Annotated in this window: 5 protein-coding genes; all 5 read left to right on the top strand. The window is 37.4% G+C overall.

Annotated elements, in window-relative coordinates; translation table 11 throughout:
- Positions 1-171 precede the first annotated feature (171 nt).
- The 5 genes from PN471_RS11335 (at position 172) to PN471_RS11355 (ending at position 7,021) form a co-directional block, all read left to right on the top strand.
- The gene (locus PN471_RS11335; RefSeq protein WP_271776931.1) at positions 172-5,268 is read left to right on the top strand and encodes a DUF4114 domain-containing protein; all 5,097 of its coding nucleotides are present in this window, start codon (positions 172-174) and stop codon (positions 5,266-5,268) included.
- A gap of 436 nt (positions 5,269-5,704) precedes the next feature.
- Positions 5,705-6,019 (top strand): hypothetical protein, encoded by a 315-nt coding sequence (locus PN471_RS11340; protein WP_271776932.1) that lies wholly within the window; start codon positions 5,705-5,707, stop codon positions 6,017-6,019.
- Entirely contained in the window at positions 5,994-6,380 is a 387-nt protein-coding gene (locus PN471_RS11345; protein WP_271776933.1) for a toxin-antitoxin system TumE family protein, read from the top strand. The genes PN471_RS11340 and PN471_RS11345 overlap by 26 nt, the downstream gene beginning before the upstream one ends.
- Before the next feature lie 78 nt (positions 6,381-6,458).
- Positions 6,459-6,683, top strand: a complete 225-nt coding sequence (locus tag PN471_RS11350) for a DUF433 domain-containing protein (RefSeq protein WP_039201637.1) — start codon at positions 6,459-6,461, stop codon at positions 6,681-6,683.
- A complete protein-coding gene (locus PN471_RS11355) occupies positions 6,680-7,021 on the top strand; it encodes a DUF5615 family PIN-like protein (protein ID WP_271776934.1) in 342 nt (113 codons plus the stop codon). The genes PN471_RS11350 and PN471_RS11355 overlap by 4 nt, the downstream gene beginning before the upstream one ends.
- The last annotated feature ends 307 nt before the right edge of the window (positions 7,022-7,328 follow it).

Raw genomic sequence — 7,328 nt, forward strand, 5'->3', positions numbered from 1 at the left:
AAAAAGGTCAGTGGGTTATAAAAGGGACTGGATCTTTTGTGTTATTGAATACAGCGAATTTTAGTCTAGTTATTCTAGCTACTATTTTTTGTATCAAAAATTGACAACTAATCCTATTTTTAGGGTAATTTCACTAGCAATCAATATATCTAAAACCAGTGAGGTAATACAATGTCTGAAAATTACGGTTTGTTATTACACGATGATAAAGATCAATCAATCATAACATCAGCATTAGAATTAGCAAAGAATCAATTATATAGTTTTGCCAATAGTCCAGATTTTCAAACTAAAATGCAATTGGCTTTTGGTGTTGCAGTTGATTCAAATAGTTTTCAAATTGCTTGGCAAAATCAAGATTTTAGCGTAATTCCCAATATTCAAATTCTTTCTGGGGCTGAACTTTGTGGAGCAATTGGAGCTTATGCTCAAGCCACTAATACTATCTATTTATCTCAAGATTATCTCAACCAAAATTCAAACAACATAGCTTCTATTACTTCACTATTATTGGAAGAAATTGGTCATGCTGTAGATGCAAAAATAAACATTTTAGATGCTTCTGGTGATGAAGGAGCGATCTTTTCAGGTGTTGTTCAAAGTAAGATATTTGAGCCTGAGCAGTTACAGCAGTTGAAGGATAAGGATGATCATACAACTATTACTTTAGATGGGCAAGTAATTCACATTGAAAAAGCAAGTGTTTCCGACAGCGGGGGACAACGATCAACTCCATCTATTTATCCGCTTAGTTTACAATCTGATCTCAACTTAGTTACATTTTCATGGGAAAACTATGGAATTCCCGATGAGTTTCAAATTTTGTATGAAGGTAACAGAATTGTAGGAGATGTAGGTCTTCAACCTGGAGGAAAAAGCGGCAAAACAATTATCGGAAAAAATAGTTCCAATGAATTAGAAATAAAAGTTACTTCACCTAATGCGGGTACTGCCTGGAATTTTAGTGTGGCAACATCTCCTCTTGAAATAACTGTCAATGGTCTTTTGGGAGATGTTATCAAGGTTGATATAGGTGAGGAGTTAAAAAAACTTGGGGTTTTACTTTCAGATTTAGATTTAGATCCTAATAGCTTTGGGTTAAAAAACACAACAAGCACTGATGATAGAGGGAGTGTCGCTACCAATATTGATGATTATGCTAGTAACTTACAGAAAGGAATATTCTATTTTGTCCCTAAAGTAACTGGAACTCCCCTTCAATTTGGTCAAGCCAGAAATGATGTTGGAATTGGTCAGAGTACATTAACTTTAACTAATGGGAAGATTGAAATTCCTGTGAAGTTTAATATCACAGATGGTTTTTCTACAACTGGTGATAATAAGGTAGAAACCGGAACTAAAAAGTTAGCTATTTATCGTCAAGAACAAAGACTCGCTTATTTAGGATTCCCACCACAATCTGGCAATAATTTAGTGGTGGATGGGAATGATAATGATTTGTCTTGGGCAATCCAGTTGTTTAATATTGCTACCAGTCAGCGTCCTCTAGGTTCGTATGCTAGTGGAGGAAGAGGTCGGGTTACAAATCACCCTTCGACATTGAAAGAATCAGAAATAAACTCAAGCAATGTTCCTAAATGGACGAATTTAAACGGCATTCAAAATTTCACATTTGTAGATACACAAAGAAGATTTGGGATTAACTCTTCTGCCTCTGCGATTCAAGGTGCAACGAATGCTTTAGGCATAAATATCAACTCAACTGGAGTTACCGGAAGTAATGGTTCGGGAGACCCCAGTACCAGTCATGATGGAGGTAGAGGCGTTGATATTGATACAAGACCACAGGAGGGATACCATCCTGGCGCAAACTTTTTCCGTGAGACAAGAATTAATAATGTTTGGTATGTAGCCGCATCCAATAACCAAATTATTATCAGAAATCCTAATGGAACGTATCAAGCTGCTGCTTCTACTCCTCAGAATTTAGTAAATGCAGTTAGAGGAAGTCAGGCTTTTAACAATCAGCAAATATTGAATGGTATTAGTGGCTTTCTTCAAGATAATACTAATATTGGTTACAATTTAAATGATATACAAACTCTAATTCAAAGTTTTCAGAATACTGGCTTAGTAGGAAGAGTCTTGTACAACGATCCTCGAACTTGGGGTGGAGTTGTAGGATTTTATTCGGGTCATAATGGACACATACATTTTGAGATCACAACTCCAGCATTAGGAGCTAATGCTACGGGATTTAATTTACAAAGCTCAAATATTGAAACCTTTTCACCTAAGCTTGATCTTGCCAATAATACCACCACGGCAATCTCTCCCTTGACCAATGTTTTAATCTCTAGCGTTAATAACAATTTTAGTAATGCTATTGAATTGGGTCAGCTTGAAGGCAATGTCGATTTGACTGGGGCAATTAGCAGTGCCAATCCAGAAATTTACTATCGTTTCACATTGGGAAATCCAATAGAAGAGGACGAAGTATATTTCTTCACTTATCGAGATTTTAGCTTACTTCTTAACGGACTGAGTGCTGATGTTGATGTAGAGCTAATTCAGGATTTTAATGGGGATAATATTCGGCAAGATTATGAGGTAGTTGCTAGTTCTGAAGAGAGTGGTAATAGCGACGAAACGATAAATATAACTGATTTGAGTCCAAATATTTATTACGTCCGTGTTATTCAAAAAAGTGGAGATACAAACTACAACCTAAACTTATCTGTTCCACCTCTGCCAGTTCCAACTGATAATGCAGGAAACACAGTAAATACTGCCAAAGATTTAGGAGTTATTGGTAATAACGTTCAGCTATCCGATTTTATCGGTCAAGTTGATAGCAATGATTACTACCGATTCACTCTATCCTCTACCAGCGATTTGAGCATTGAGGTCACTGGTTTGTCAAATGGTGATTTATTTGCCGAACTTGGACAGGATAAAAATAATGACGGCATTCTAGACTTTGATGAAACCATTGCATCATCTGACGAAAAAGGAGATACCAGTGAAGGCATAAGCCGTACAGGATTAGCAGCGGGTGAATACATTTTACATCTGGGAGTCAATAGCGGTAATACAAACTATGACCTTAAACTATCTGCACCCCCAGCAAATATTCCACCAGACAAAGCAGGAAATACACCAAGCACCGCCTTTGATATTGGCTCCCTGAATGCAGTAGCTAGCTTCAGCGATTTTGTCGGTAATGTCGATCCAGAGGATTTTTATCAGTTTACGCTTGGTGATGTTAAGGGATTAAAAATAGAACTCAATGGACTATCGGGAGATGCAGATGTAGAACTTGCACAAGACACCAACAATAATGGAGTAATTGACTCTAATGAAATCATCAGTATGTCTGAATTGCAAGGCTCTGATGCTGAATTTATTCATGTTAGTGCCTTAGCCGCAGGAAATTACTTAGTTCGAGTATATCAATATGATGGTGACACCAACTACAATCTATCAATCACACCTACCACTCCAGTAGGTTCTGACCTTTCAGTAACCCGAACTGATATCTCAGGAGCAGTAGATTTAGGACAGCAATACATCTATAGCTTAACTGTCACCAATAATGGTCCCGATACAGCCAACAATGTCATTCTCACAGAAAATTTGCCGTCAGGAGTAAGTTTTCTTTCCGCAACCACTACCAATTTCCAACCAGTTACTCAAAATAATGGTGTCGTGACAGCTAATTTAGGAAATCTCGATAGTGGGAAAAGTGTAACTGTTAATCTCACAGGCAAAACCTTCATTGCGGGTAATCTTCTAGGCAAAACCAGTATCACATCTGATGCCTTAGATTACAATTCTGCTAACAATTCTCTTGAGAGTATAAACAAAGTTAATTCCATCGTCTCCCCTAATGCCGATCTAGAGTTGACTCAAACCATTGACAATCCTAACCCTAATGTTGGCGACAAAATTACCTTAACACTGCAACTTACAGATAAAGGACCTGGTACAGCTACCGCCATCAAAGTACAGAATATATTACCAACAACATTAGATTTTGTTTCAGCCACTCCCACAGTAGGAAGCTACGACCCCAATACAGGAATCTGGAATGTTGGAAATATCGCGCCTAACAGCACCGTACAAATGATCATGGTAGCAACTGTCAACTCAGTACAACCTATCATCATTACTGCTGAAGTGATTGCAGTTGATGAAACCGATCCTGATTCCACACCTAATAATAATAACCCCAACGAAGATGACCAAGCCTCTATCACCTTAAATGCAGCTTTGGCAACACCCACACTCGCAAAAACTGCTGATGATATCTTCACTATTTTTAGTGGTTCTGGCAACCCAAAACTTCAAGTTACCCTTGCGGGACGTAATTCCAATCTAGTCAATGAGTTGGCTGTATTTACCGTTGACGATGCCCAAGGTAAAATTAATGGCATTGCTCCAGGGGAAACAGGTTATACTCAAGCAGCTTTGAACAAATCAAAAGTGATTTTCTCAACTCTTGCTAATGTTCCCAATGGATTTGATATCAACAACCTGACAAGCATACTAGAATTTGAATCTGGTAATAATCTGAGATTCTTATTAGTTAAAAACGGTACAATTGATAGCGTCCAAAATGGCAATACCCCAACTTCAGACATACTTTTCTCTGACCTCTCCCGCCAAAAAATTACAGATTTGGGTACTGATGGTTTCTCCTTAGCTTGGAAAGATGGATCTAATAATAATACTGACTTCAAAGATTTGGTAGTCAACATTAAATCTACAAATGACCCATTACCATTGGGTACAAATCTCCAAGGAAAACAACAAGGAGAAGTCCTTGATTTAAGAGGTATAGCCCAAGATGTAAAGGCTGATTTTACTGTGAATAGAGAAGCAGCTTTTAACAACTTCGTTGGCTTTTATAAAGTAGCAGATGAAAATGGTGGTATTGATGTTGATGCTGATGGTACAGTTGATTTCCGTCCTGGAGACTCAGGTTATGCTCAAGCGGCTATCAAAAATCGTGTGGCGGGAATTGACCTCAGAGTTGATAACCAAGGAACTGCCAGTTTTACAGATAAGACATTAACAGGAGGAAGTATTTTCGCTCCATTTATTCTTACTAATGGTCGCACTGTGGATCAAGTTTTGAATGGACAAGTTGATCAAGCTTACTTTGCCTATATAGGAGCTAATGCTGATAAAGTGGATCATATTCGCCTGTTAGGAAATAACGTCTTTGGTTTTGAAGATTTAGCAGGTGGGGGGGATAAAGATTACAACGATGTTGTTTTGAAAGTGAATTTGAGTGTTGTTTAGCAATTTTGGTGCAATAGCTCAACAAGTGAGGTTATTCAGATCCCCGACTTCTTGAAGAAATCGGGGATCTAGGGATTTAGGGACAGCGATCGCTCGAATTAACCACCGAATACCTCATCCTGTAAATCCTGATTCAAACAATTTCCCACAGCGATCGCTCATCATTAATTATCCTCAAATTAGCAACCTCATCCTGTAAATCCTGAAATCCTGGAAGTCCTGATTCAGACAAATTCCCACAGCGATCGCCACCAATTAACCACCGAATACCTCATCCTGAAAATCCTGAAATCCTGGAAATCCTGATTCAGACAATTGACCACAGCGATCGCTCAAATTAACCACCGAATACCTCATCCTGAAAATCCTCATATAGCTTGCCCCACGCTATCAGACAAATGCTATAATTAATTAGTAACGACAAGAAGTAAACCTTATGTTACAAGTACAAATTAAATCTGATGCTCCCGACGTTGAAATCGTCCAAAACCTAATTAAAGGAGCTATTGAATCTGAGATTAAAAATTTACAAAGATCCTTAGAGAAAACTAATAAATTATTGCAAGAATTTGAAACAAAATATCAAGTTTCATCGGAATTTTTCTGGACTAATTGGACAGCAGAAAACCTATCAGGAGGGGACGATGAATATGTAAGTTGGGCAGGAGAAATTAAAATTAAGGAGAAATTAATTAATGCTTTACAAAAGTTGGATACCATAGAATATGTCACTCAACAATTACCAAGCTAATATTGTTGTCATTATTCAAAAATATGTGAACCAAGGGTGGATTACATCCTTTAATTTTTCAGTAGATGCTAGATCAAACTATGTCGGTTTTATCCAGGGAAATTTAGAATTTTCACGGGGGAGTCGCTTATTTTTCAAAGAATATATTGATCTACAAGAATCATTAGAAAAGCTCTCTTATTCATTCCATTATCAAGACAATGAAAACAACTTAATATTTCGCTATGATAATGCAAAACACAAACCTGATTTGGGCTACGCAGATCATAAGCATATTAAAGATGAAATTATCCCATCTAAAATTCCAGAGATTGAACAAGTGATTTTAGAGATTATTAGGGACTATTTAGAGGATACTTGACAACTTTCCAATCCTGGGATTGTGCCACGCTATCAGACAAATGCTACAATTAATCAGTAACGACAAGAAGTAAACAAAATGGAAAGTAGAATAACTATTCATCCAGACATTTGTAATGGACGACCCATTATTACTAATACTCGAATTTCTGTACAAACAATTATGGAGTTTTTAGGCGCTGGTGATTCAATTGAGGAAATTCTGGAAGAGTACCCCTCTCTACAACGAGAAGATATTTATGCTTGTATTCAATTTGCAGCAAAGTTGATGGGGAATCACTACGAAGTGAGAAAAATCGCATGAATGGGTTTTTATTCGATGAAAATCTACCCGTGAAAATTCAATTTACCCCATCTTTACCCATTGTCCATGTTTCCATGTTAGGTGACAGTCCAAGTGATACCCAAATATGGCAGTATGCGAAAGAAAGAAAATTGGTAATTGTTACCAAAGATGCAGATTTTTCTGATCGCATGATGGTTGATTTACTCCCGCCTAAAGTAGTACATCTACGCTTTGGGAATGTGCGAAAACGTCAATTTCACTCACTCCTGTCCAGAGTTTGGCCAGAAATTGAAATTTTAGTGGCTGATCATCAGTTAATTAATATTTATTTGGATCAGATTGAAGCTTTTAAATAATTAATGTTTGATACTAGAAAGCGATCGCTTAAAATGATAAATCACATCCTGTAAGTTATCAGACAATTGACCACAGCGATCCTGAAATCCTGGAAATCCTGATTCAGACAATTAACCACCGGATACCTCATCCTGTAAATCCTGAAATCCTGGAAATCCTGATTCAGACAATTAACCACCGAATACCTCATCCTGTAAATCCTGAAATCCTGAAAATCCTGATTCAGACAATTAACCACCGGATACCTCATCCTGTAAATCCTGAAATCCTGGAAATCCTGATTCAGACAATTAACCACCGGATACC

It is taken from the genome of Aphanizomenon sp. CS-733/32 (assembly GCF_028330045.1).
Classification (GTDB): Bacteria; Cyanobacteriota; Cyanobacteriia; order Cyanobacteriales; family Nostocaceae; genus Dolichospermum; species Dolichospermum gracile.